Origin of the sequence: Methanosphaera sp. WGK6 (genome assembly GCF_001729965.1) — an archaeon.
Lineage (GTDB): Archaea > Methanobacteriota > Methanobacteria > Methanobacteriales > Methanobacteriaceae > Methanosphaera.
On the sequence record NZ_JRWK01000004.1, the window covers coordinates 73,290 to 98,282 of the forward strand.

19 protein-coding genes are annotated in these 24,993 nt (G+C 27.0%); 12 read left to right on the forward strand and 7 right to left on the reverse strand.

The annotated features are described in order from the left end of the window. Positions 1-41: 41 nt before the first annotated feature. From NL43_RS03100 to NL43_RS03110, 3 genes are all read left to right on the forward strand, one after another. On the forward strand, positions 42-815 hold the full coding sequence (locus tag NL43_RS03100; RefSeq protein WP_069592591.1) for an exodeoxyribonuclease III: 774 nt from the start codon (positions 42-44) through the stop codon (positions 813-815). A 181-nt stretch (positions 816-996) separates the two neighbouring features. Beyond that, positions 997-1,737, forward strand: coding sequence for a 3-oxoacyl-ACP reductase family protein (locus NL43_RS03105; protein WP_069592592.1), 741 nt, complete (start codon positions 997-999; stop codon positions 1,735-1,737). Positions 1,738-1,965: 228 nt separating this feature from the next. Then, the gene (locus NL43_RS03110; RefSeq protein ID WP_069592593.1) at positions 1,966-2,940 is read left to right on the forward strand and encodes an alpha/beta hydrolase; all 975 of its coding nucleotides are present in this window, start codon (positions 1,966-1,968) and stop codon (positions 2,938-2,940) included. 36 nt (positions 2,941-2,976) lie between these two features. Here the strand turns inward: NL43_RS03110 and NL43_RS03115 are convergent, their stop codons facing one another. Together NL43_RS03115 and NL43_RS03120 are read right to left on the reverse strand one after the other, a co-directional pair. Continuing rightward, positions 2,977-3,681: a (Fe-S)-binding protein gene (locus tag NL43_RS03115; RefSeq protein ID WP_069592594.1), complete on the reverse strand. Its 705-nt coding sequence runs from the start codon at positions 3,679-3,681 to the stop codon at positions 2,977-2,979. Positions 3,682-3,705: 24 nt separating this feature from the next. Next, a complete protein-coding gene (locus NL43_RS03120; protein ID WP_069592595.1) occupies positions 3,706-4,269 on the reverse strand; it encodes a hypothetical protein in 564 nt (187 codons plus the stop codon). 608 nt (positions 4,270-4,877) lie between these two features. Here NL43_RS03120 and NL43_RS03125 point away from each other — a divergent pair. From NL43_RS03125 to NL43_RS03140, 4 genes are all read left to right on the forward strand, one after another. Then, the gene (locus tag NL43_RS03125) at positions 4,878-7,520 is read left to right on the forward strand and encodes a chitobiase/beta-hexosaminidase C-terminal domain-containing protein (protein ID WP_069592596.1); all 2,643 of its coding nucleotides are present in this window, start codon (positions 4,878-4,880) and stop codon (positions 7,518-7,520) included. A gap of 1 nt (position 7,521) precedes the next feature. Then, the gene (locus NL43_RS03130) at positions 7,522-8,205 is read left to right on the forward strand and encodes a hypothetical protein (RefSeq protein WP_069592597.1); all 684 of its coding nucleotides are present in this window, start codon (positions 7,522-7,524) and stop codon (positions 8,203-8,205) included. Between the two features lie 601 nt (positions 8,206-8,806). Continuing rightward, positions 8,807-9,082, forward strand: coding sequence for a hypothetical protein (locus NL43_RS03135; protein WP_143741313.1), 276 nt, complete (start codon positions 8,807-8,809; stop codon positions 9,080-9,082). A 1-nt stretch (position 9,083) separates the two neighbouring features. Next, on the forward strand, positions 9,084-9,779 hold the full coding sequence (locus NL43_RS03140) for a hypothetical protein (protein WP_069592599.1): 696 nt from the start codon (positions 9,084-9,086) through the stop codon (positions 9,777-9,779). A gap of 321 nt (positions 9,780-10,100) precedes the next feature. On the opposite strand, the gene NL43_RS03145 is transcribed toward NL43_RS03140, so the two are convergent. Beyond that, positions 10,101-10,409: a hypothetical protein gene (locus tag NL43_RS03145; RefSeq protein ID WP_069592600.1), complete on the reverse strand. Its 309-nt coding sequence runs from the start codon at positions 10,407-10,409 to the stop codon at positions 10,101-10,103. A gap of 519 nt (positions 10,410-10,928) precedes the next feature. Beyond that, a complete protein-coding gene (locus NL43_RS03150; protein WP_069592601.1) occupies positions 10,929-11,234 on the reverse strand; it encodes a hypothetical protein in 306 nt (101 codons plus the stop codon). Positions 11,235-12,197: 963 nt separating this feature from the next. Here NL43_RS03150 and NL43_RS03155 point away from each other — a divergent pair. The 4 genes from NL43_RS03155 to NL43_RS08265 all read left to right on the forward strand — a co-directional run bounded on the left by NL43_RS03155 (position 12,198) and on the right by NL43_RS08265 (position 17,709). Further along, positions 12,198-13,817: a glycosyltransferase family 2 protein gene (locus tag NL43_RS03155; RefSeq protein ID WP_069592602.1), complete on the forward strand. Its 1,620-nt coding sequence runs from the start codon at positions 12,198-12,200 to the stop codon at positions 13,815-13,817. Positions 13,818-14,101: 284 nt separating this feature from the next. Then, the gene (locus tag NL43_RS03160; RefSeq protein ID WP_069592603.1) at positions 14,102-14,812 is read left to right on the forward strand and encodes a hypothetical protein; all 711 of its coding nucleotides are present in this window, start codon (positions 14,102-14,104) and stop codon (positions 14,810-14,812) included. 50 nt (positions 14,813-14,862) lie between these two features. Continuing rightward, positions 14,863-17,517, forward strand: coding sequence for a CDP-glycerol glycerophosphotransferase family protein (locus NL43_RS03165; protein ID WP_069592604.1), 2,655 nt, complete (start codon positions 14,863-14,865; stop codon positions 17,515-17,517). Positions 17,518-17,532: 15 nt separating this feature from the next. After that, on the forward strand, positions 17,533-17,709 hold the full coding sequence (locus NL43_RS08265) for a hypothetical protein (protein WP_158005545.1): 177 nt from the start codon (positions 17,533-17,535) through the stop codon (positions 17,707-17,709). A 162-nt stretch (positions 17,710-17,871) separates the two neighbouring features. On the opposite strand, the gene NL43_RS03170 is transcribed toward NL43_RS08265, so the two are convergent. Then, complete coding sequence (locus tag NL43_RS03170; RefSeq protein ID WP_069592644.1) at positions 17,872-18,741, reverse strand: aldo/keto reductase; 870 nt, start codon at positions 18,739-18,741, stop codon at positions 17,872-17,874. A gap of 20 nt (positions 18,742-18,761) precedes the next feature. Then, positions 18,762-19,169 carry a DUF3795 domain-containing protein gene (locus NL43_RS03175; RefSeq protein WP_069592605.1) on the reverse strand — a complete coding sequence of 136 codons (408 nt, stop codon included), beginning with the start codon at positions 19,167-19,169 and terminating at the stop codon, positions 18,762-18,764. Between the two features lie 535 nt (positions 19,170-19,704). Here NL43_RS03175 and NL43_RS03180 point away from each other — a divergent pair. Continuing rightward, positions 19,705-24,450, forward strand: coding sequence for an Ig-like domain-containing protein (locus NL43_RS03180; RefSeq protein WP_069592606.1), 4,746 nt, complete (start codon positions 19,705-19,707; stop codon positions 24,448-24,450). 120 nt (positions 24,451-24,570) lie between these two features. Here NL43_RS03180 and NL43_RS03185 read toward each other — a convergent pair whose 3' ends face one another. Then, on the reverse strand, positions 24,571-24,954 hold the full coding sequence (locus NL43_RS03185) for a hypothetical protein (protein ID WP_069592607.1): 384 nt from the start codon (positions 24,952-24,954) through the stop codon (positions 24,571-24,573). Positions 24,955-24,993 lie beyond the last annotated feature (39 nt).

The following is a 24,993-nucleotide window of genomic DNA, read 5'->3' on the forward strand; positions in this document are numbered from 1 at the left end:
ATAAGAAAACAACATATAATAAACAAAATAGGTAAAATACAATGACAATAAAACTAATATCCTGGAATGTAAATGGAATACGTGCTGTAAGTAAAAAAGAGGAATTCTGGAAATGGTTTAATAATACTGATGCAGATATAATAAATTTTCAGGAAGTAAGAGCAGAAGAATCTAAAATACCTAAAAAACTAGTAGATATAGATGGCTATGAGAACTACTTTAATGAAGCAGAAAAGAAGGGATATAGTGGAGTAGGAACATATAGTAAAATTAAGCCAATAAATGTAACAAGAGGACTAGGAATTAGTAGATTAGATAAGGAAGGAAGAGTACTTAGAATTGAATATCCTGAATTCACATTATTTAATATATACTTTCCCAATAGTGGACAGAATGCTAAAAGATTATCATATAAAATAGATTTCTGTGATGCACTACTTGATATTATGATTAATATAAGAGATAATGGACAAAATGTAATTGTTACTGGTGATTATAATATTGCACATAATCCTATTGATGTTTACAGTCCAGAGAATTGTGAAGGAAAATCAGGATATCTAGTAGAGGAAAGAGCCTGGCTTGATAAAGTAGAAGAAGCAGGTTTTATTGATACATTTAGATTATTTGATGAATCTGATTCCAATTACACTTGGTGGAGTTACAGGACAAGAGCACGTTCAAGAAATGCTGGTTGGAGGTTAGATTACTTCTATGTAAATAAGGAATTAAGAGATAATGTGAAATCTGCAACTATTCTCAGTGATATTAATGGCTCGGATCATTGTCCTGTTAGTCTTGAACTTGATTTATGAAAAAAGTATTTTATTCTAATTTAAGCAGGTATTACTTATTATCTAACTAACTTAGGATTATTAATCATTATAATAATTATTAATCATTATAAATTATAGAAACCTTTAATAATAAAGAGTAATATATAACAAAATATCAAAAAGATAATATTTAAACAGTATTATGATGGAGGAAAACAATATGAGTAAAAATGCAATAATCACAGGTGGATCAAGAGGATTAGGAAAAGCAATGGCATTAAAACTAGGAGAACTAGGATACAATGTAGCAATCAACTACAGAAGTGATTCCTCAAAAGCACTTACCGAAGAAATAATAGCAGAAATCAAAGATAAATATGGTGTAGAAGCAATTGCAGTACAAGCAGATGTAAGTGAATTTGAAGATTGTAAAAGACTTGTAGATACTGCTGTAAGTGAATTTGGAGAAAACATTGATGCACTAGTAAATAATGCAGGAATCACCAATAACTGTAACTTCATAGATTTAGAACCAGAAAAATATGAAAGTGTTATAAAAACAAACCTCATAAGTATGATGCACATGTGTCACTTAGCATTACCTCATATGGTAGACCATGATAGTGCAATTGTATGTACAGCATCAGTAGGTGGAATGACTGGAGTAATTAACCAAGCAGACTACTGTGCAGCAAAAACAGGAGTAATTGGATTAGTAAGAGCATTAGCATTAGAATTTGCAGGACGTAAAGTACGTGTAAATGCAATAGCTCCTGGAATGATTATGACTGATATGTTACGTGGAGTAAATCAAGATGAATTAAATGCATTAGCTGCAACTATTCCACAAGGAAGAATTGGAGATGCATCTGATATAGCAGGAGCACTTGAATACATACTTAAAGCAGAGTACCTCACCGGACAAACAATATCACCAAATGGTGGATTTGTACTACAATAAGTTTTCAAAAAAAAATTTTACCATTATCACCTTCCTTTTTTTTATTTTAACTAAGTTTATGTACAATTTATTTTTTTATTAAATCATGTCTTGATTTTTCTAGTTTATATTTTATAATTATCCTAATCTTTATATACTTCATAATATATTATAATTACATATATAATTTTAAAATTAATTATATGTATATATAACTATACTAATAGAACACATGGAGAACAAAAGAAAATGAAAAACAAAGAACTATCATTAACACAAGAATGGGATAAAACATTTCCCAAAAAAGAAACAGTACACCATGAAAAAATAACATTTCACAATAGATATGGAATAACACTAGCTGCAGACCAATACATGCCAAAAGAACATGAAGAAAAACTACCAGCAATAGCAATAAGTGGACCTTTCGGAGCAGTAAAAGAACAATCCTCCGGACTATATGCACAAGAATTAGCAGAAAAAGGATTCTTAACAATAGCATTTGACCCATCATTTACTGGTGAAAGTTCAGGACAACCAAGATACATGGCATCTCCTGATATTAACACAGAAGACTTCCAAGCAGCAGTAGATTATCTATCCAATAATGAAAAAGTAGACCCTGAAAGAATAGGAATACTTGGAATATGTGGATGGGGTGGAATGGCATTAAATGCAGCAGCAATAGATACAAGAATAAAAGCCACAATAACCTCAACAATGTATAATATGAGCCGTGTAAATGCTAATGGATACTTTGACTTAGAAGACAGTGAAGAATCAAGATATAATAAAAAAGTGAGTCTTAACAATCAAAGAACAATAGACTATAAAAATAACTCCTATCAACGTGCAGGAGGAGTAGTGGACCCCCTACCAGAAGATGCACCTGAATTTGTAAAAGACTATTATAATTATTATAAAACAGAAAGAGGATACCATGAAAGATCACTTAATTCTAATGATGGATGGAACACTACTGGTACAATGTCCTTTATAAATCAACCAATTCTTGAATATAGTAACGAAATTCGCTCACCAGTACTTATGATTCATGGAGAAAAAGCACATTCATGTTATTTTAGTAAAGATGAATTTAAAAAACTAACAGGAGATAATAAAGAATTATTAATTATTCCAGATGCTGTACATACAGACTTATATGACAACATGGATATCATACCATTTGATAAAATAGAAGAATTCTATAATAAAAATTTATAGATATTTCATCCTTACTTTTTTTAAGTAACAGCTATTCTATAAATTCTTACTCATTAAATCAAAGAAATCAATACAATTATCAGGATTTACCTTACGTAATGTATGATAACATGATGGACAATAAGTTATAACCTTATCACCACTAAGAGTATCTATAGCCATCTTCCTAGTTAAATTCTTACTACCTGCCTTCATACCTGCACCGAAACCACAACAAGAATTAGCACGTCTTTTCGGAACATTTCCTATAATACTTCTAATTTGATTACTTCTTTCAAGTGCATGACAGGGGTCATGAATAACATGACCTGTACCATCAATAAATTCATCATTAAATAAATCCATTGCAAAGATTACTTCAATATCAAACTCTGGATTATCAGTGTAGTGCTGTGTAAATGATTCATAGCAGCCTGGACAAATTGTTATAATCTTTTTAACACCATGCTTTTTAAACTTCTTAATATTTTCATGAACAACTTTTTCTCCTGTTTTATAATCATCTAATTCAAATAACATTACACCACAACAACTTTCATCAGATAATACACTATACTTAATATTCTTCTTATCAAGACATCTTGTAACAAAGTCAACAAGTTCTATTTCACGAAATCTTGCAGTACAACCACGATGAAGAATAACTTCATGAATTTCACCATCATCCACATATGTCATATCAGCACCATAAGTATTCTTCTTCTCTAGAATATTATTTCTAATCTTATCAGCATAACTCATAAAAAACACACCACTACATATATATTATATAACTATTTTATAACCATTTCTCCTATTATCTCTTCGTCTAGAATCAAAGGCAACTAAATCATAAACAACAGGATCTCTTATTAAAATCTTCCACACATCATAAGTTCTTTTAACAAAACTATCTTCCAACTTAATATTCTTCTCAATAATAGGACATTCATATGGCATCTCATGTTTATCAAGAATTAAATGAAAAACACCATCACTTGAAATGTGAGGAATCAATGGAAAAGTTCTACACTGAATAGGCCTAATTTCACGCTCACAACGAGGAGGATTAACACATTCCACAACAAAAACATCATCAGTCCATGAATGAGGATAATCAATATCCCTAGAATCAATAGCATACAAATTAAAACTATCACTATCCTCATACATCAACTCCTCACCAGGTAAAAGATAAAGAGCAACCTTCTCATCAGAACAATCATCATCATAAACACAACAAATCTCACCACACAAAGTACCACAATCAAAACCAACAGGTGATACCTCATCAAGCATGTCATAAATCTTCTGAATACTTCTCTTCATTTCCTCAGCACTAATCTCCATAAAAACAAGACTCCTAAATTATATAAATCTATATAAAACTCTATAAATTATAATATTAGTATATTTTCCACGATTAATTATAACAACTGTTTAAAAAAAATTATTACTATTAAATAAAGTTTATTATAATAGATAGTCCTAATATATTATTATGATTAAAATTAATTTTATTTTTTAATTAGTTTACAAGATTATTTTTTTTTATTTTCAGAGTATCCATTAAAAATAAATTTATTCATGTAAACTTTTATTTATTCTAGAGTATTGACCAAAAGTCATAAATATAATACTATTTACCTTTTTAAAGTTCATTTTAAAATGTGAACTAGCTAAAATAGAGAAAATACAATATTTAATCAGATTATTATTACTTATTACATTCAAAAAAAGTAGTTTTGGTCGATCATCTCTATAATTGAAGTAATATTAACATGTATCAAAAGTTAATTTGAATTTTGAGGAACACATTTTAAAATCAATGAAATTAGTCTATATTAAAATAATTAACTAATTAAATTAATGTTTAATCTATTTAAATAAACTTTTCGAGGTGAATTTTTATTAAAAAAAATATATCTTTTATACTATTTACTGTTATCATGTTTACTATGCTATCTGTTAGCTATGCTGAAGATAGTAGTAATTTATATGATAATACATTAGATGAAGAATTTAATGAAGATACAATAGACTCCGATATTCCTATTGATAAAACAGATTTTTCTTCAATAATATATACGTTAGATAATAATGACAATCAATATGATGATTTAGAACAAAGTGAAAATATACTTGAAGATGAAGTTCAAATAGATAATGTTGCAACTACAACCAGTACTTCTTCAAATACACCTAAAGTAACAGTTAATAATATTACTGAAATTAGAGATAATTTTTTAAATATTACTATGAGTAGTAATGTTAATGGAATTATTTATTATACACGCAATGGTTCTATGCCAAATAGTAATAGTAAAATATATACTAATGGTCAAATATTAAAAATCAGTGTTAAAACTCAGATAAATGCAATTGTTATTACAAATAATGGTGTAATATCAAGTGTTACTCATTACCAAGCAGAACAAATAATAACACCTCCTGTATCTGTAGTAGTTCCACTTACCGATCTTGTTGATGGAAAACAAACTATCACATTTAGTACTAATTGGAATAATACAACTACTTATTATACAACAGATGGGAGTAATCCTAAAAAAAGTAATACAACTAAAGTATACAATAACAAATCATTTAGTCTAAGTAAATATTCAATTCTGAAATATTATACTAAAGATAATAGGGAAGGTTATCCATCTGCAGTATATAATTATACTACTCCTAGTTATTCTGGTGAGAGACCAACACTTACTATATATAATACAACACGTATGTATTCAAATAATGTTCAACGAGTCATGATTCAAAGTAATCAACCAACAACAATTGAATATTATCGGTATTGGGGTAAAAACAAAGTAATTCATAAAAAATATGTTGGAGAAATTGAAACAACAAAGAATTCACAATTAATAGTAACAGGAAAACATAAACAAACAAAAGAAATGGCCTCATCAATTGAATATATGCCTACTAAAGGTGCCCGTACAATAATGAATTATACATATACACTAGGAATACCTTACCAAAATGGAACTGTTTATATTAATAGAACTGATGGAATACGTCTTAATAATGCATATTCATTATTTAAATCAGGAGAGGGTATATTATATAATAATAGAACACAAAATGTAACAATATCAAAAAATATGGCAATAACAGAACCAGGATTATTAGTATATACAGATAATAATCTTAATACATTATACATTAAATACTATGGATATGTATATGGTGATGTAAATCAAGTATCTGTAATATCTACAACAGATTTATTGGATGATTTCAGTTTACCAACTTCTTTTTATGTTGTAGTAAATGGTAAAATTCAAAATATGACTCATATTATATTAAATGAAATGAAATATTTATCATCAAAAACACCAATTACAACATCATTTACAAGTAACTTCTTAAATTATACATTAGATAAAAAAGATTACTTAAATCCATATTTTACTGATGATACTATGATACCATTCCAAACACTACAATCATACGTTTTAACTAATAGAATAATAACTAAAACAGATATGATTCAATGGATGGCAAAAAATACAACATATAATACAACTCTCCTCAAGTCAACATATGGAACATTTCTAACTGGATTAACTACATTATACTTGAACGATGAAGTATCAAAATATTATGGAAAACATACAAATATAACATTTACTCGTGGACAAGACACACAAGTACTCATAGGTGTGAATTCCAGAGGACGAACTTACTCAAATATATATGATCCAACAGTAGGAATTGTACTAACAAATCAACCAAATATTAATCAAACAATAACATTCCGTTTTATAACAACAACTATGCTAGTAGAATGGGAACGACAAGCTATAAGACTATCAGGACAAAATGTATCAAGCTCATCGTATTTATTCTATAAAGATATAAATCTAGAACAGAATAATATAAAAATTATATTAGATGAGGAAAATGGAATATTAACAATAGAACCTATATCTAATGCAACATATTATATAACAATAGACTTAGAAACAGGAATAACAAAAATAATAATGAATACCGAAGAAGAAGATTTAATAAAGGGAACACTTTCCTTTGAAAATCAAGGATACTGTTATCATGAAGATAGAAGTAATATATTAAATGATTATTTAAATCAATTTTTTGGTTTTTTAAACTCTGATATATCCCATCAAATTTTCCAAGATATTGAAGGAATGATTGGAAGTGGGGCTATAAGTGCTGGAATGTTAGTAGCATTACTAGGTGTATCTGGAGGATCAATATTAGCTCCAGTACTAATAGTTGGAGGAGTAGGAACTTGCTTACATAGTGTGGGTGTAAATAATCTTCATAAATTTTCTAATTTATACTATTGGGCAGAAGCTGCACCTTCACTAATAAGTGGATTTGCGGTAATGCCAGAAATTAGAGCAGTAAGTGGAGCGGCTAAACTTGTAAAAATAGGACATATGTCAACATATGGAACTAAATATGCAGTGACTATAGGTATGGGGTCTGCTGTCACATCTGCAGATAGTTTGATAATAGAAAAATATGAAGATGATATAATTACTGAGCCTTTAAAAAAGTTTTTACGATTTATAAATGTACCTGGAGAAGAAGAATTGGAGGCAGAGAACTAATATGTCATTTTACATTTTAATGATTTTCTATAGTATAGGAATTATTGCTTTATTGGTATTATATTTTTCTCCACAAGTTTTTTTATGGATAGATAGTAAATTAGATGTATCTATGTTTAATGAGGATGTTACTCAATTACCTGATGCATATAGTATTTATAAAAGGTTTACATTTGAAGGAGATATAATTAAAGGCTGTATAGATGTATGTGTTTTCTGCATTATAGCTTTTATTTTACCATATATGATAGGTTTAGGATTTAATGAAATTGTATTGGCTGTGGGATTCATGTTTATTTCATCTATGATTTATTCGTCAATTCTCCTGTATTTAAGAAAAGATATTTTTGATTTTAAACATGATTCTTATAGTCAAAGAGATTCTTCAAAGAATAAAAAATATCAAATTAATACTCCTTATTTCTTATCTACTCTTTTTGGATTTTATCCAGTAGGTATGGGATTAATTCAAACATATATTCATGGATTTCCAGTTCCTGTATTATTTTGGGGTTTATTAATACAGATTATTCCTTATTTCCCTGATCTTTTTGATAAAATAGTACCTTTTGATTTAAAATCTTTCGATAATTATATAGGAATAAATTATTTAATTATATTGATATCCGTTGTATTAATGTTTATAATTAGTATTAATATTTCTATTACTTTTCAGACATTTTAACTTTCTAATATTATGTTTATTCATAATATTAATTTATTTATTTTTTTGAAAAATAACTTATTCAAAGAATATACTTACTATGAATACAATTCTAGTTTATCTCTAAATTTTTATACCATTTTATTTGAGTTAGTTTCTAAGTTATTTTTTTTTGGATATAGATTATTTATTTATATCTATTTTACTTTATTGTGTGGTTAGTCATTATCTTAAATTATAATTCATATGGTTTAAATTTTTCGAGAAGAATTATAATTATAACAACTGCTTGTCGTCAAAAATAAGTTTTTGTTCATGTGAACTTTTTTCTTTAGTTTACAATTGAAGTCCTAATAGGCATTATTAAAAATCAATTTTTGAATTTTGGCAAAGACCCAACTGTTTAAAAAAAATTATTACTATTAAATAAAGTTTATTATAATAGATAGTCCTAATATATTATTATGATTAAAATTAATTTTATTTTTTAATTAGTTTACAAGATTATTTTTTTATCATCGGATTTAACTCAAGCATTTCTTCAGGATTTTGAAGGAGATTTAGGTAGCATGGATATTAGTGCAGGTATTGATAATTTCAATAAAGCGACGAATTTATATTATTGGCAGATGCAGCGCCTTCCATACTGGTAGGGATGATACCAGCAGCTACAGAAGTTAGAGGATTATATTCATTAATGAAATTTGCAAAAAAAGGATCCGATTTAGCAAAACTAGGTCAAAAATATGCAATAGTTGCAGGTGCAACTAATGTATTAGGTGATACAGACGATAGAATTGCACAGAAAAGTAAAGATTATACAAACAGTGCTGGAATTCAACATTATTTAGAAAAAATGCATATTCCAGGAAAATCTGAATGGATGAGAGGACAATAAAATGTCATATTATACATCAATGATGTTTATTTTAATTGGTTTAGCAGTGATTATGTACTTATTTTTCAATCCAGATCTTTTTTTATGGGTTGATAGTAAAATTAGTGTAAACATGTTTAATGAAGAAGTTAGTAATGATGATGGTAATGTTTATGCATATCTTACCTATGAAGGTGATGTAATTAAGGGTTGTATAGAATTTAATCTTTTCATTCTTATAGCTGTTGTTATCCCTTATTTTTTAGGTTTTAAATTAGATGAAATGATATTTACAGTTGGTATAATGTTTATGTCTGCTATTATCTATGCACTGTTACCTTTATATTTAAGAAGAGATATTTTTGATTTAAAGCATGATTCTTACAGTGAAAGAATATTTATGAAAGATAAGAAATATTGTATTAATACTTTTTATTTCACATCGGTCTTGTTAGGATTTTATCCTACGGGTCAAGGAATATTAACTATTATTACTAGTGGATATATAAGTACTGTGTTATTATATGGTCTTTTGATTCAAACTATACCATTTTTCCCAGATGTTTTAGATAAAATAATACCTATTGATTTAAAAGAAGCTGAAGATCCAGCAATAAGTATTATATTCTTTGCTTTCTCATTAGTATTTGGTTTATATAGTGGTATACTGGTTCATGCACTTCCACAGAATATTTTATCAATAATCTTTGGTTTATAAGTTTAACTTTTTTAAACTTATTTTTTTCTTGTTTTATTTTATTTAAAATGATATTTTTTTATAATTTATTTAAATAGAATAATTATATAAGCTATTTTTAATAGAGTGTTAATTAAATAGATATTATTTTATGTATAACTATTTTTTCATTAATTTATTTTATTGTTAAATTGTTTTGATGATTTTCTTATTTTTTATTACTATGTTTTCATTGTGGGGTATGTATGTCTTGTTTTGGTTTTGTGTTTTTTATGTTTTTTTTATTCGCTATACCACGATATAACGAAGTAGTAAAAATTAGTGGTTTCGAAAACTAGAAACTTAATAATAAAACAAATCCTTCCACTGAGGAAACTTATTTACAAACCATTGAGGAAACTCATCTAATGGAATAAGTGTATTATGTATATCAGCAACTCTTTGTTCATGAAGATAAACATCATATTCACCACTGACAAAGAATTCTTTTAGTTTGTGACTTATTAAACTATCTTTAAACCCATACTCAAAAAGCAAATTATATAAATTCAATTCCTCAGGATGTTCACTAAGATACTCCATTATTTCAAAAGCATATTCTTTATGATTTAAGAAATCCCCATCATTAAAATGAGTATGTAACTTAGCCATATTTATTTCCTCCCTCAATATTTAATTATATTTTGATATGTATTGTCTTATTTATAAAATTTATCCACAAGATTTACTAAAATTTAACACCAAATACAAACCTTCTAAAAATACTGAATATCAATCACTTGCCCTATATCATATAATATCAAAAATGGTATTTTCATAAATATAAACTTACTCATATAATTTTATTAATAATTATACATGTAAATATAGATGAGTGGCTGCCTAAGATAATTTATTCATGTAAAAAGTTTCTTTATTTTAGAATTGAAGTAATGCTTATCAAAAGTTAATTTTTGAATTTTCGGTGAATATCTATAAGATATGAAAAAAAATAATTAAAAGTTACAATGGAATTCATGAAATATAACCTTATAAATTATAAACTCTACAAGAATACTAAAAATCAATCATATACCTATATAAAATAGTACTAAAAATAGTATATTAATAGGTTAGATTTAATTCCAAAAAAAATAAAAAAAATAATTTTCATAAAATAATTTCAAATGATTATATTTTCAAAAAAGAAAGTAAATCATATGTATCTGACATTTTTATTATATTACCTTTACTGTCTGTTGTGTACCATCCACTTTTTGTATGATAATCTGTAAGTCCTTTGTATTCAAGTACAGGTTCACCATTAATTTTAGAAATTATTTGATCATCTTCTAAGTATGTATATTCTACCCTATTTTGTTGATTTATTGTTGAATACTCGTCATTATTAGTATTTAATGATATTATAAAGTAACTTATCCATCCAGCAATACATAATATAATTATACATGCAATTATAATATTTTTATCATCCATAGTAACCTAGACTATTATTTTTAAGTTAGTTATATTATATCTTTGAAGTTATTGAAGTAAATATTTACTAAATATTGAATATTAAAATAAGAAATTCAAACTGGATTATTAATCAATATTTGAATTTAAGTACCTTAAAATAAAATAAAAGTAAATATTTAACAAATAATTATATATATGATAGAATATATAATAAATTATCTAAATTAACATATAATGGGGATTTAATTATTAATCTAAGAGATTTAGTAGTACCTATAATAATTATTATATTATTAATAGTTGGATTATATGCACTAAATGATAGTGGAATTTTAGATTCAACTTCAGTTGTTGTTGGATCATCAGACTTTAAACTTCCAAATAATTATAAGGTTATAGATAATAACTCAACAAATAATCAAAGAGTTGAAATAAGAAACAATAACAGTAGAATATTTGTTTATGAACAAAATAGTTCAGATAATATAAATAGTCTTGTATCTTCATATCAAGGGAAATATAATAAAACACATAATATAACTAAAGAAAATAGGGATATAGCAGGTATAGGTGTTGTTAGAACAGTAGCTGTTAAAAATGATTCAACTGTGATAAGATACTGGTTTAATAAGAATGGTGTAAATTACATTGTTCAAACAGAAAATAAAGATACTTCCACATCTGATGCAATATCTGAAATTATAAGTTCTATAGATAAGAAAAATTAGGTGGTTTAAAAAAAATTTATAACTATTTTTTCTTTTTTTAAATAACTTAATTTTTAATTCATAACTTCCAACACCCTATTAATAAAAATTAAAGATTAATTGATTTTATTTCATAAATAATGATTCTAATAGAACTTTTAAGCCAATTTTATTACATTAAAATCATATTAATTAAACTAAAATTTATATATTTTAATAAATAAATATCATATATAATCAATTCTTTTATTGAACACTCGAAAATATGATGTCTATGATTACTAAAATCTCCATAATAATTCCTGTATATAATTCTAGTAAATATATTAGAGAATGTTTAAATTCCATAAAAAAACAAACATTTCATGATTTTGAAGTTATATGTATAGATGATAAATCAACAGATAACTCACTAGATATTCTCAAAAAATATGCAAGTAATGATAAAAGATTTAAAATAATACAACAAGAACATAAAGGCCCAGGAGCTGCTAGAAACAAGGGATTATTAGAAGCAAAAGGAGAATACATATTATTTATAGATTCTGATGACTGGATAGATAAAAACACACTTAACATACTATATAATCAAGCAACACAAACAAAGTCAGATTTAGTACTATTTAACAGTATAGAACACTACAATAATAATAAAACAAGAACAAGAATATATCCAATAAAAAATTACATTAGTGATGAAAACAAGGTTTTTAACTACATGGATGCTAAAAAACTTGTTATGAATAGTTATCTGATAGTATGTACAAAACTACATAAACTAGAATTTCTAAGAAAAAACAATATACAATTTGTGGAAAATACATTATTTGAAGATGTATTATTTCATATAAAAACAATGATTAAAGCTGAAAAAATAGCATATACTCCACAGATATTATATAATTATAGAAAAGAGGATCTTACAAGACAATCATCATCACTATTAAGTAGGGATTCTTTCATAATATTTTCCATATTTGATGAAGTTAAAATACTATTATTTAAAAATAATATTTATGAATCATTCAAATTAAATTTTATACGATTTGTTTTAACAGAACTTGAAAATATCTATTATAACATTGATAGCAAATACAAAGAAGAATTATTTAATAAAATTAAGGAATATACAAGTGATTTCAAATTAAATGAAAGTCAAAAAATGCAACTACCAAAAAATAATAGACAATTCTATGAAAACATACAAGACTCAGAAACCCTATTTGATTTTAACTTACTAAATACTCTAAGAATAATAAATAATACACCAGAATTAATAGATGAAAATGAATTAAACACAATACTTAGCTTAATCAAACAATCAAATTCCAAAAATAAAAATACATTATATTTAATTGAAAATCTAGTGACAAATACAACTAAAGCATATGAACAAATAAATTACTTAACTAGGATAAATCAACAAATAATCTCATCAAAAAGTTGGAAAATCACCCGACCACTAAGATGGATAACATATAAACTTAAAAAAATACTAAAAACAAACACTCCCCCACTAACAAATAATAATCATATAATACAATCCGAAAACAAGATATTCAAGGAAATATTAACAATAAATAATGATTACATAGACTATACAACCCTAATTAATCAAATAAGAGAAAAATGTGCAAATATTAATTTAAATTCAAATATACAAAAATTGTTAACAGATAAAACATATAACCTAACCATAAAAAACAATAAAATCTGTCAAGAATATGAAAATACACTCTATAAATACATTATAAATGATATTTTAACTGGAAACACTACAATAATCTCTTTTAATAAAATAAGAGAACTAAACTTATTTGACGATGAATATTATATTAACCAGTACAACTATAAACTAGAAATAAACCCATTACTACACTACATATATATATAGGATATCTTGAAGGAAAAAATCCAAGCAATACATTTGATGGAGCATTCTACAAGAGATTTAATAAAAATGCTGGAAAAAGTAGTTTAAACCCACTAGTATATCTTGTACAAAAAGGAATCTATGAAGGATTAATAAAAACCAACCCCAATGCATGGCAGCCAATAACAGTAAATAGACTAGAACTTGATGAAAAAATAAAAGAATTACCAAACTTAGAAAATAAAAACAAGAAAAATAAAAACATAATAGTATCACTAACAACATACCCTAAACGGATAAATAATGTGAAATACACCATATACTCACTCTTAAAACAGACACTACAAGCAGATGAAGTAATACTATGGCTTTCAGAAAAAGAATTTCCAGACAAGGATGATAATCTACCAGAAGATCTTAAAAATATGAAAAATAAGGGATTAACTATTAAATACACAAGCAGTACCAGATCACATAAAAAACTAATACCATCACTAAAACAATACCCCCAATCTATAATAATAACAGCAGATGATGATATATACTATCCATCTGATTGGCTAGAAACACTATACCATGAACATGAAAAAGATAAAAACAGTATTATAGCCCACAGATGTAAGAAGATAACACTCATAGATAATAAACTAAGTGATTATAACACATGGACACTAATTGAAAACATGGAACCTGCAAGCTACACTAACTTCTTCACAACAGGAGGAGGAGTACTATTTCCACCAAATAGCCTAGATAATAGAGTATTTGATGAAACATTATGTGACAAATTATGTCCATATGCTGATGATATATGGTTCTGGACAATGGCCATACTAAATAAGACAAAAATAGTAGTACCAGCAAATAATATTCATATTATAACATACACCCAACCCGAAATAGATGTTTTAAATAACAAGGACTCATTATGGTATTATAATAAAACAAAAAATAATGAACAAATAAATAACATACTAGATAAATTCCCTGAAATACTAGAAATAATCAATGAATAATTAAAACTTATAAAAAGAAACTAATAAAGTAGGAGGAAAACACAATTACAATGAATATCACAAACAATATAAAAAAAGATAAACAATTCAAATTCTCAATAGTAATGTCCATATATAATGTAGAAGACTATATTAATGAGGCAATAGACTCTATAATTAATCAAACACTAGACTTTAATGAAAACATACAATTAATACTAGTAGATGATGGAAGCTGTGATAATTCAACAAAAATACTACAAGAATACCAGAGAAAATATCCCTCCAACATAACATTAATTATAAAAGAAAATGAAGGACAAGGACCATCACGTAACAGGGGACTAGAATACGTACAAGGAAGATATGTTAACTTCCTAGATAGTGATGACTATCTAACACCAGAAACACTAGAAAACGTTTATCAATTCTTCAAAAAACATGAAAAAGAAATAGACATAGTAGCCATACCAATGTATCTATGTGATAAAAGCACAGGACCACATAGATTAAATGATAAATTCAAAAAAACAAGAATAATTGACCTAGAAATAGAACCAAATAATCCACAACTATCAACATCATCAGCATTCTTTAAAAAAGAAGTATTTGATAAATTTAAATTTCCAACAAATCTAGTAAGCTCCGAGGATGCATACATCCTAGCACAAATACTACTTGAAAAAAAGAAGTATGGAGTAGTAAAAGAAGCTAAATACTACTATAGGCAACGATTTGATTCCACATCCACCACAGATGACATGATAAACCAAAAAGAATACTACATACCACGACTCACAGATTACTTTATAGGATTAATAAACTATGACATATCACTCGATAATAAAGTATGTGAATATATTAAATTTCTCATGGCATATGAATTACAATGGCTTCTACAACTACCAAACACAGACATACTCACAGATGATGAAAAAATAGAATTCTGGAATAAACTAGACTATGTTCTGGAATTTATTGATGAAGAAAACATTGATAAAAACATATACATTCAACAACCACTACAAGCATTTTTCATATACCTAAAAAATAGACAACACAAAATAAACCTTGAAGATAACAAAGTAGTTCTAAAAACAAATCAATACCTAATAGACACACTAGATAAACATAAAATCTGGCTAGATATCGTTGAAATAAGAGATGGTTATCTTAATATTTCAGGACTATTTTCATCAAACTTTAAAAATGATACAATAGACATATACCTTGTATGTGAAGATGAAAAAATAAATGTAATTAAATGTAGAAAAGTAAAATACACAAATCCATCCCGACTTACAAAAAGTTACCTCTCTATCAACTGGCTATATAGATATGCCTTTGATGTAGAAGTACCACTACCCCATATACATGAATCAAAATACACATTTAAGATAATATATACAGAAAATACCATAGTACACACATTCAAGCCATGGATAGGATTTAATGGAACATGTAACTTATCAGCATTCAGCAGATACCAAGTAAATAATAACAAGATATGCACACTAGAAAATGGGTCATTTACAATAAAAGAAGCTACAACACCACGAACAATAAAAGCAGAACTAAAAGATCTAAAAGAACAAATACATAGAATACCTGAAGGATTTTATAAAGCAGTACCATTTAGAATAGTATACAATATAATACAAAAACTATATAAAAATAAAGACGTATGGCTCTTCTCAGATAGGCCTGACTTTGCAGATGACAATGCAAAATGCCTATTTGAATACGCAACAACACAAGATGATAACATAACAAAGTACTTCATTATCAATAAAGACAGTCCAGACTACAATAAACTACGAAAAAAACATGAAAACATAATAAAACATGGCTCACTAAAACATAAAATATTATACCTTACTGCACAAAAAAATATAAGTTCATATGTAAATGAAAACTTTATAAATCCATTCTATGATGATAATTATTCATTATACAAGGGATTAAACACATCACACCAATACTTCCTACAACATGGAGTAACAAAAGATGATGTATCCTACTTTATAAGTAAATACAATAAAAACTTGACAATGATAAACACAGTATCAGACTATGAACAACAATCATTTATGAGTGAAGGATATAACTTCAACAAAGAGCGAATACCAGTACTAGGATTTCCACGATATGATAACTTAAACAACAAACAAACACAAAAACAAATACTATATATGCCAACATGGAGAATGCAACTAGAAAACGAGTTAGTATTCAAAAACTCACAATACAAGCAAACACTAGAAAACTTCCTAAACAACAAACAACTACATAAAATACTAGAAAAAGAAGGATATAAAATAGTATTCAGACCACACCCAGAACTAGTAAAATACATGGATTTAATTAACATACATGAAAATATTAATGTTGTAATGGATAAATCATACCAGGAATTATTTAATGAATCAGCACTACTTGTTACAGATTACTCATCAGTATACTTTGACTTTGCATATCTTAAAAAACCAGTAATATACTATCATGCAGATGAAAACTATCACTATGAAGAAGGATACTTTAATTATGAAAACATGGGCTTTGGAGAAGTAATAAAAAAGGAAGAAGATCTTGTTAAAAAAATAGAAGACTACCTATATCTAAACTGTCAAATGGAAGAAAAATATGTTAAACGAGTAAAAGACTTCTTTAAATACACTGACCAAAATAATTGTAAACGAGTATATGAATGGATATATGAAAATTAGTAGAGATGTTATATTATGACAAATAATGAAGATGAAATAACTAGACTAAAAAATGAAGTAGAAGCATTAAAGAAGGAATTACTACTTAAAGAAGCAGAAAATGAGAAACTAAAAAAAGTAAATGATGATATATTTTCCTCTACAAGCTGGAAGATAACAAAGCCACTTAGAATACTAAGTAACAAGAAGTAGAGTATAATCCAACTTTTTTTATATAATAATATCATCTACTATTTTTTAATTCATTTTTGGATAATTCTATTTTTTAAAAAAAAATTTATCTAATTTTCTACCCTAAATTAATAATATCATGTATATGTATTGTACTAAAAAATAGATGTTAGAGAGTATAACTTATTTCCTTGGCAAATTCTTTCCACCAAAAATATTATGAATACTAAGCTCACCATAATCATCAATAACAAGTGACTTAAGATAATCCATATCACTATTACTAATACTAAAGTTAACATCTAAGTTATCCTGCATATGTTTGATATTTCCACTCTTTGGAATAGGTACACATCCTAACTCAATAATATACTTCATACATAATGCTGCAACAGACACATCATATTTATCAGCAATCCTTTGAATATCCCTATTTCCAAAAACAACACCATGAGCTATAGGTGAATAAGCCTCTATGAGTATATCATGACTATTACAATAATTAATAAGCTCAAGAGAAGCAGAGCCAATATGACATAGAATCTGATTAACCATAGGTTTTATACTACAATTATCAAGTATATTATCCACGTCAACTTCTAGAAAATTTGATAAACCAATACTTCTAAGCTTACCCTCCATATATGCATCTTCTAATGCATTATAAACTTCAATATTTTCACTAAAGTAATGATTTTCATTTCTAAAGTCACTCCATGGTTCTGGTGAGTGAATAATCATAAGATCAATATAGTCCTCATCGAGTGTAGTTAATGCTTCATCAATACAAGTTACAGCTTCATTATAACTTTTACACTCTGATGGAATCTTTGTAGTTAAGAAAAGTTCACTACGAGAAATTCCACACTCTTTTATGCCAATACCAACTCCATGTTCATTACCATAAGATTTAGCAGTATCAATTAAACGATACCCTAGACTAGTAGCATTTCTTATTGCATCTACTACTGTCGTGTTATCTAACTGCCATGTACCAAGACCAATAGCTGGAATTTTAACACCATTATTTAATTTATAACTTTTATTTATCATAGTTATTAACTCATAGAATACTAGTTTTCTTTTTCTAGTCCACATTCACTGCATTTATGTTCTTGTATAGTTATTATACCACCACAACTAGGACACATCCATTCTTCTCTATCAAGAGTCATTATCTTGTTTATTCCAGTATTTTTTATTCTTTTTGCACTCTCTAGTGTGGAGTAATTATTTCTTTTAATGGAGTTTTTATCATTCTTTTTAATTAATTTACATGGAAATTCACTGCATCTTCCACAGTATTTCACTCTCTTTTTTGGAAGACAAGCTCTTATCTTACATTTTAGTGCACTTTTGGTCTTATTTGGACTATCAATAAGACATCCTGGACAATCAGCTTTCACATATTTATTACATAATGCACAGTTCATTCCACATGGTGCATACATTATAGTATCAATTTTCTCAGGCATCTTCATAAAATACCACTCCATTAACTTACTTATTTTAACCTATAAATAGTCGTATCTCTTTATTAATATTTAAAATATCTCATTTAAGTACTAGTTCTATTAGATTAAGATAATATAATAATTTAAAATAATATAATAATACTTTTTTTTTAATCTTCTAATAAACTTTGCATAAAATAGGTTTATTTTAATTTAAATTAGTATTACCTGGAATTTAATAAAAAATAATTTTTTAAAGTATTTTTCATACGATAATTCTACAATAATTTCTTCTTTCTTTTATATTTTTTTTATTATTAGCTTATATTTACTATTCAATTTTCTTTTATTTTTCATCAAATTATAAATAGTTCTATATATATATAATTTGATTAACTTTGGTTTTCCCTTTTTTAGTGGTAATTGGGGTTTTATGTGTATGGGGATGTTTTCATGTATTTATGGGAATTTCTCATTATTAAATCCTTTTTATTAATTATGGGGGAGAATAGTATAGTTAATTTTTTTCATATTATAAAAAAACATTTTTTTGGAGAATATAATGAAAAATAAGAATATTAAATCTGTATTCTTATTAGTAACACTAGTATTCTTACTTGTTGGACTCACAGCTCTTTCTGCTGCTGATACATCAAGTAACAGTACTGATGTAAGTACATCTAGTGTAAGTAGTGTATCTGATAGTTTATCTTCAGATACTCTTACTACTACTAGTGATAATAAGAACACAGTAACAACTAAGGCAATTAAAAGTGAAGGTGAAACAGTAAATTACTATGTATCTGATTCAAAAGGATTAGATACTAATGATGGTTCTAGTACTACTCCTTTCAAAACTATTGAAAAAGCAATTAATTCAACCACAAGTAATGGTGTATATAATATACACATTGATGAAGGAGTATATAAAGGCATAGGAAATACTAACCTAACAGTATCTGGAAATAACCATATTAACTTCATAGGAACAGGCATTAATAAAACAGTCTTTGACGGTGAAGCAAATTACACTATTCAAGAAGAAGGATACTATTGGGGCTCATCCAGTGTATGGAAAAACTATGTTAATGATACAGGTAATTGGTTTATGAACATCACTGAAGGTAGTGGAAAAATCACAATTACTAATATGACTTTCCAGAAAGGATGGGTAAAAGGTGGAAGTGCAGTATCTGCTTATAAACTAGCACCAATAGATAACTATGCAACACTAAGTGTAGATAATGTATATTTCTATTCTAACTTCTGTGGTGTAGGTTCAGCATTAAGAAACCGTCCAGGAGCAACATTAACAGTAAATAACAGTGTATTTGATTCAAATTGTAAATCAGACAGTACAGGAAATGCAGGTATCATATACAACAATGGTACAGCACGTGTGTACAATTCATTATTCACTGATAACTATGCTCGTTGGGGAAGTGTGACTAATGACCGTGACTTAAGTGTAATTAACTGTACATTCCGTAATGGTATCGCATATGATGGAGGTAGTGGATTTAAAAGTGGAACTGGTATCTACATGAATACAGGATCACTTGATTTTTTCACAGTATATAATGTTGATGATATACAAACACTCATAGAAAACTGTACATTTGAAAACAACCAACAATGTGATATACACATAGGATTTGGACAAGCAACAATCAATGGTAATGTATTTAACAAATCAACAGGTATTTATGAAGTAAGTGCAGCAAGATCAGCAAAAGTAAATCTTACAATAACACACCTCATAAAAAACAATCAATTTATAAACATGCAACCATCTACATTACTTACAACTTTACTTGCATCAACCACACCATCATTTGCATTCTACTCAACAGCAATGGGATATAATACAACAATAATCAATAATACAATTAATGTACCAGATAATGAATATGGTTATGGACTAAGATTAACAGGATATGCAAACGTAATAAACAACACAATAAACAACTACATAGAAGTAAATGGAAACAATAATACAATAACTGGAAATACTATAAATGTAACTAAGGATTATACAGTTTATGAAGTAGGTTATCGTTCAAATAATGTTGTAGCAAACAATACATTAATTACAGATATACTTAAAGGAGATTTATCTGTAACTATGCGTACACAAAGTAATATAGTTGAAAATAATACACCTATTAGTGATATAATAACAATAACTAATGATAATTACACAACATACTTTAATAATGATGGAACAATAAAAACAGGAACAATAGCAAATGGAAGTAAAATAATTTTCTCAGGAGAACTAACAAATAAAACATTCATATTTGATGATATAAAATTATTAGTAACAAGTGAAACCAATGCAACACTCATTAATTCAACAATAATCACAAGAAATAATGCAAAAATCATTTTTGAAAACATAAAAATAAACAATACAAATTCTATTACTGACTATGCAATTTGCTTAAATTCAAGTAATAATAAAATAATAAATTCAGAAATCACAGTTAACACAAATAATACTATTAGAGCAGTAATAATAGATGAAGATAAAAACACACTACAAGGCACAAAAATAACTGTAACTGGCCCATCACTTGATGTGGACTGGTCAAATTATCCAGTAGGTCTTGGAAAAAATATTGGACTATTAATAAGATCATCAGATAATACAATTAATGGTTCAACAATAACTGTTAACACACAAGCAAATGGAACTGAATATGGTTCAATATATGGTGTAGAAATTCAATCACCAGATGCAACAAAAACAGTTACTGGAAATAGATTAAGTAACAATTATATACTTACTACTGGTGATAAATATGCATATTCATTAAATATGGTACGAGCAGATAATACAAACATGACTTCAACCACACTACGTACTACAAGTAACTTCATAGCATATGCAATCCAATTATCAGGTCCTGCTAAAAATAATGCATTCACAGGAAATGCATATGTCACAGCTCCAAATACAGCATATGGAGCATACATAACAGGACAATGGTCAGGAACCATAACTAACACAACAATTGTGGATTATTATATTAGAGAAGTAAATTCTTCAAATGCATATGGTATATTACTTGAAGGAGTATCTAATACAAGTATTAGAACTGAAGCATATAATGTTGGAAATTCTGCAACAATCACTGTTAAAGGAACAATAGGTATTCCAATCCAATTAACTTATACTAATAACACAAATATTCATGAAGTAGGTATAAAACAAGATACAACTAGTGAAACATCACAATTTGTAGTAATTAATAATTCTACTAATATTATATTAGAAAATAATAGTATGAATGCTACAATAGGTAATGGAGTAAGTATTGTAAATTCAAGTAATATAAATGTAACTAAAAACTATATTAACATAAATAATGTACTTGGTGGAAATAATGCAGTGACAAGTACCAATTCAAGTAATGTACTTATTAAATCAAACACTCCAAGTATTGGTGTATTAACTGATGATTCATATAGTACATACTTTGATGAAAATTCAAGAATAAGAGAAAATATGTCTCTTGATTTAATAAAACTTGGTGGAGATTTACATAATAAAGATCTAATATTTAATAATTCTGTTGTGATGATAAATAATGGAAATTACACGATATATAATGGAACTATAATATTTGAAGGAAATGTAACTGGAATTAGTAATTTAACTAGTATTAATATAAATAATGTAAATAAATCAGCTATAATTACTAATTTAACAAACTCCATACAATCAGATATTTATATAACTAATGGTAATATTACTGTTAATGGTGATAATATAACTGCAGTAATGTCCTCATATAATAATGGTAGTAATATGTTATATCTCTATGTATTATATGAAAATATAACAATTAGTGGTAAAAATGTTGTATATCTTAATTATACTGGATTTATGTCAGGAAGTACTCCAAAAGGACGTGTTCAAACAGGTTATTCCAATATAAATATTACAGCTGAAAATACATCAATTGGATATGATATAACTTCTGCTGAAATATTCTTCAACAATAATAATCTAACACAAACTGGTAAAAATGTTACAACAATACTCTCTAACAATGGAACACTTCTTTCAACTAATGGATTTGGTTATAATAATGCAGTGATAAGTGGAGATAATGTATCAGTTATATATGCAATAAATAAAAAAGGAAGTTCAAGTTATATCTGCTATAATAATTTAACACTAACAAGCAGTAATCCAATAACTGCAATAACTATGGATGGAAGAATGAACTCAATATATAACAATAATATCATTGTAAATACATATAATGATAAAATTCCTGTAATTTCAGTAGAAAACGAACGTTCTTGTAGTGTAAAAAATAACTATATTGTAACCTATGACCTCTGTGGTAATGATGCAGTAGAACATACTGGTATTACTATTAGCGGTAATACTCCATCATACTTACCAGTAATAGTAAAAGTTAATGATATAACAGGATTTGTAAACCAAGTAACAACAATTACAGCTACAATCACTGATTGTGGTGGTAAAAACTATGCAGATGGAACAGTAACATTTACTGATGCAAATGCTAAAGTTATAGGTACAGCTACAATAGACAATGGAGTAGCAACAATAGATTATATGTCAAATCACATTATGGATTCAACAATCACAGCAACATATAATGGAAATGAAGTTTATAATACTAATAATACCACAGCAAAACTAATAATAAAAAGATTACCAACAACAATCACAGTTGACCCAGTAACAACACATATTGGTGATATAATAACACTAACTGCTACTGTAACTAATGGTGATGATATTATAACAAATGGTAAAGTAATATTCAAAGTAAATGGTAAAACACTAAGAGATGCTGAAGGTAACACTATATATGCAACAGTAAAAGATGGTAAATATGTTGTAGAAAATATAACAGTACTATCAGGCTGGGCAAAAACAAGTTCAGTAATCACTGCAGTATATGGTGGATATGGCGACTTTGAAAGTTCCAGAATTAACACAACATTCACTGTTACAAAACGTGAAGCAAAAGCAACTGTTGACTCAGTAACTGCTAAATCTGGTGAAACTGTAACATTCACAGTTAAACTAACTGATGATATCACAGTAAATGGTGGAAAAGTTGTATTTAAACTCAATGGTAAAACACTAAGAGACGATAATGGAAATGTACTATATGGTACAGTAACAGATGGTGTAGCAAAAGTAACATACACATTACCTCTTAAAATGAGTGCAAAAACTTATACCATAACATCTGTATTTTCAAGTGGAATATATAATAGAGTAGAATCAAATGCAACATTAACTGTGACAAAATAAAATTCCTTTTAAAAAATGGGTGGGAATAATATTTATTCTCACTTATTTATTCTTTTTTTTGAAAATAATTTATTAAAATTAGTAAATTCTAGAAAAAAATAGTCCCTTAGATTTATATAATTAATATTCTTCTAAACTGCTTGAATCACTAGGGGGACTACTTTGAGAAGAACTACTTATACTATTACTAGAGTCTTCCTGTTTATCTGATTTACTTACCCTGTAACTATAATGTTTTCTACCATTATTATCATACCAGTAAATATTGCCCTCATTATCACTATAATGATCATGAATATATTCATCATCAGAGAAACTACTACTCTTACTAGTTACAGTACTTGTTGTATTATTTGTATTATTACTAGTAGTATTATTTGTCATATTTATTGTTGTATTATTTGTTGTGTTATTTTCTGATTGTATTATATATGTAGTATATATTCCAAGAACTAGCAGTACTACTGCTACAGCAACTATAATGATAATTGTATTTTTTTTCATAGCTAGTTACTCCCTTACTTTTTTTAAGTTAAATATAAT

Coding starts and splice junctions, on each gene's coding strand:
- NL43_RS03100 (WP_069592591.1), top strand. CDS start 42: ATGACAATAAAACTAATATCCTGGAATGTAAATGGAATACGTGCTGTA.
- NL43_RS03105 (WP_069592592.1), top strand. CDS start 997: ATGAGTAAAAATGCAATAATCACAGGTGGATCAAGAGGATTAGGAAAA.
- NL43_RS03110 (WP_069592593.1), top strand. CDS start 1,966: ATGAAAAACAAAGAACTATCATTAACACAAGAATGGGATAAAACATTT.
- NL43_RS03115 (WP_069592594.1), bottom strand. CDS start 3,681: ATGAGTTATGCTGATAAGATTAGAAATAATATTCTAGAGAAGAAGAAT.
- NL43_RS03120 (WP_069592595.1), bottom strand. CDS start 4,269: ATGGAGATTAGTGCTGAGGAAATGAAGAGAAGTATTCAGAAGATTTAT.
- NL43_RS03125 (WP_069592596.1), top strand. CDS start 4,878: ATGCTATCTGTTAGCTATGCTGAAGATAGTAGTAATTTATATGATAAT.
- NL43_RS03130 (WP_069592597.1), top strand. CDS start 7,522: ATGTCATTTTACATTTTAATGATTTTCTATAGTATAGGAATTATTGCT.
- NL43_RS03140 (WP_069592599.1), top strand. CDS start 9,084: ATGTCATATTATACATCAATGATGTTTATTTTAATTGGTTTAGCAGTG.
- NL43_RS03145 (WP_069592600.1), bottom strand. CDS start 10,409: ATGGCTAAGTTACATACTCATTTTAATGATGGGGATTTCTTAAATCAT.
- NL43_RS03150 (WP_069592601.1), bottom strand. CDS start 11,234: ATGGATGATAAAAATATTATAATTGCATGTATAATTATATTATGTATT.
- NL43_RS03155 (WP_069592602.1), top strand. CDS start 12,198: ATGATTACTAAAATCTCCATAATAATTCCTGTATATAATTCTAGTAAA.
- NL43_RS03165 (WP_069592604.1), top strand. CDS start 14,863: ATGAATATCACAAACAATATAAAAAAAGATAAACAATTCAAATTCTCA.
- NL43_RS08265 (WP_158005545.1), top strand. CDS start 17,533: ATGACAAATAATGAAGATGAAATAACTAGACTAAAAAATGAAGTAGAA.
- NL43_RS03170 (WP_069592644.1), bottom strand. CDS start 18,741: ATGATAAATAAAAGTTATAAATTAAATAATGGTGTTAAAATTCCAGCT.
- NL43_RS03175 (WP_069592605.1), bottom strand. CDS start 19,169: ATGAAGATGCCTGAGAAAATTGATACTATAATGTATGCACCATGTGGA.
- NL43_RS03180 (WP_069592606.1), top strand. CDS start 19,705: ATGAAAAATAAGAATATTAAATCTGTATTCTTATTAGTAACACTAGTA.
- NL43_RS03185 (WP_069592607.1), bottom strand. CDS start 24,954: ATGAAAAAAAATACAATTATCATTATAGTTGCTGTAGCAGTAGTACTG.